General features: G+C 73.4%; 2 protein-coding genes and 1 pseudogene. 1 reads left to right on the plus strand and 2 read right to left on the minus strand.

From position 1 onward, the window contains the following. Nucleotides 1-33: 33 nt before the first annotated feature. Both N864_RS21455 and N864_RS21460 read right to left on the minus strand, forming a co-directional pair. Nucleotides 34-894, minus strand: coding sequence for an Fpg/Nei family DNA glycosylase (locus N864_RS21455; RefSeq protein ID WP_034722231.1), 861 nt, complete (start codon nt 892-894; stop codon nt 34-36). Between the two features lie 4 nt (nt 895-898). After that, a complete protein-coding gene (locus tag N864_RS21460) occupies nt 899-2,023 on the minus strand; it encodes an App1 family protein (protein WP_051518903.1) in 1,125 nt (374 codons plus the stop codon). A gap of 134 nt (nt 2,024-2,157) precedes the next feature. On the opposite strand from N864_RS21460, the pseudogene N864_RS21465 reads away from it, so the two are divergent. Further along, nucleotides 2,158-2,432 (plus strand): annotated as a pseudogene (locus N864_RS21465) (hypothetical protein); the annotation flags it as partial.

Consider the following 2,432-nt stretch of genomic DNA (forward strand, 5'->3'; position numbering starts at 1 on the left):
CCCGCGTGGACGGGAGCCGGCCCAGCCGGCCGGTCACTTCAACAGCTTGGACAGGCGCCGGTCGGCGAGCGGCTTGCCGCCGGTCTGGCACGTCGCGCAGTACTGCAGCGAGGTGTCGTGGAACGACACCTCGCGCACGACGTCGCCGCACTCCGGGCATGCCTCCCCGGTCCGGCCGTGCACCCGCATCCCGGCTCGCTTCGCGTCCTTGAGCTCGGCGGCCGGCTTGCCGGACGCCGTGCGGACCGCGGCCGACAGCGTCTCGCGGAGAGCGGCATACAGGCGGTCGACGACCTCGGGGGGCAACGAGCCGGCGATCGCGAACGGCGAGATCTTCGCGACGTGCAGGATCTCGTCGGAGTAGGCGTTGCCGACGCCGGCGATGACCTCCTGGTCACGGAGCAGACCCTTGATCTGCATGCGGCGCCCGTCGAGCAACCGGCCGAACTCGTCCCGGGTGAAGCTGTCGGCGAGCGGGTCGGGGCCCAGCCGGGCGATGCCGGGCACCTCGCGCGGGTCCCGGACGATGTAGGCCGCGAGCGACTTCTTCGTGCCGGCCTCGGTCAGGTCGAAGCCGGAGCCGTCGGACAGCCGCACCCGCAGCGCGATGGGCGACTTGCCGGGGCGCACCACCGTGGTGGGCAGCGCGTCCGACCACCGCAACCACCCCGCGCGGGCCAGGTGGAAGACGAGGTGGGTCCCGTCCGCGTCGAGGTCGAGGAACTTCCCGTGCCGCGACACGCCGTCGATCGGCGACCCCTCGAGGGCTTGCGGCGGCGGGTCGAAGGTCTTCAGGACGTTGAACGAGGCGAGCTCGACCTTGGTGATGGCGAGCCCGGCCGTGCGCTCGGCGAGGAAGTCGACGAGCGCTTGCACCTCGGGCAGCTCGGGCATGTCCTCATCCTGCCCTCTCGGAGCCCGCTGCGGGCCGTCGCGCGCGGGGACGGGAGGGCTGCTCGTCGGCTGCGACCGGCTCCCCGATGAGCCCGGCACGGCGGAGCAGCCGGGCCATCGCGTGCCCGTCCGGGGCGCGGAAGGTCGGCTTGGTCCGGGACACGTACGGGCCGATGAGGCTGTCGCCGCGCCCGATCGGGTGGGAGAGCACCTGCTCGGCCGGGGACAGCTCGCGGATGCAGACCGCCTCCACCTTGTCCGGGTGCATCCGGGCGAAGTCGGCGTAGAGCTCCGGGTCGTGCTGGCCGTCGTCACCGAAGAGGACCCACCGGATCCGCGGGAAGTCCCGGGCCAGCCGGCCGAGGCTCTCGCGCTTGTGCTGCTGGCCGCTGCGGAACCACCCAGTGTTCGTCGGTCCCCAGTCGGTCAGGAGCAGCGGCCCGAGCGGATAGCCGGACTCGATCAGGAACCGGGTCAGCGTCGGGGCAGCGTTCCAGGCCCCCGTCGAGACGTAGACGATCGGCGCCCCGGGGTGCGCGGCGAGCAGCGAGCGGAAGAGCGGGGCCATGCCCGAGACGGCCCGCCGGGCCTTGCCCCGCCGGACGAAGGTGTTCCACGCGGCGAGCATCGGCCGCGGGAGCATCGTCGTGATCACCGTGTCGTCGATGTCGCTGACGAGCCCGAAATCGACGTCGTCCGCGACGATGAAGACGTCCGCCGGCACGGGGTCTGTGCCCGCGGCCCGGATGACGACCTGCTGCCACCCCGGGCCCAGGCCGTGGTCGTGCGCGACGAAGTCGACGTGGCCGCCCCGGTCGGTCCGGCCGTAGACGACCCGGTCGCCGATCGTCACGCTGACGGGCACCCCCGACGCCGGTGCGGTGACGAAGGCACGCCAGCCCCGTTCGTAGCGGGCCGGGCCGAGGGCACCGGTCGCGTCCTGCCGGCTGGGTGGCCCCTCGCCACGGCCGCGGCCGAGGACGACCCTGGCGAAGACGCGCACGAAGGTGGTCGAGCCGTAGCCGATGTGGGTGATGACCCGGTTGCCCCAGCCTCGCCCGCGCAGGACACGCTCGACCTGACCGTTCAGCACGTCCTCGATCAGTGCGGCCGCATGCGGTCGGGGCATGGGCCAAACCTAACGGACCACCTCCCTGCCCGATGCCGCGGAGCGTCGAATCGCCGCATCCGTCCCGGCCGGTGCCGGCCCCGGACCGCTTTTCCAGTGGACGGCCCCGGCACGCCCTGACAGGATCGGGCCGCATGCGCACCCTCGGACGAGTCGTCGCGGGCGCCGGCGCCTGGTGGGTCGTCGGGACCCTGCCGTTCCTGCTGACCGGGTTGCGCCTGCCACCCCAGAACCTCTGGGACACCGAGCAGCCGGCCGAGAGCATGCCGCGCGTGGCCCTGCCGTTCAGCCAGTACCAGGTGACCTTCCTCCTGGCCATCGGCGTCGTCGGCGGGGTGGCGGCCGCGCTGACCGGTCTGGCGGCGGCACCTGAGCGGCGCGACCGTGCCGTGCGGGCCGCGCTCGTCGG

It is taken from the genome of Intrasporangium chromatireducens Q5-1, from assembly GCF_000576575.1.
In the GTDB taxonomy this organism is placed as follows: Bacteria; Actinomycetota; Actinomycetes; order Actinomycetales; family Dermatophilaceae; genus Intrasporangium_A; species Intrasporangium_A chromatireducens.

Bases quoted from the DNA above. Each gene is read 5' to 3' on its own strand.
- N864_RS21460 (WP_051518903.1), bottom strand. From the start codon at position 2,023: ATGCCCCGACCGCATGCGGCCGCACTGATCGAGGACGTGCTGAACGGT.
- N864_RS21455 (WP_034722231.1), bottom strand. From the start codon at position 894: ATGCCCGAGCTGCCCGAGGTGCAAGCGCTCGTCGACTTCCTCGCCGAG.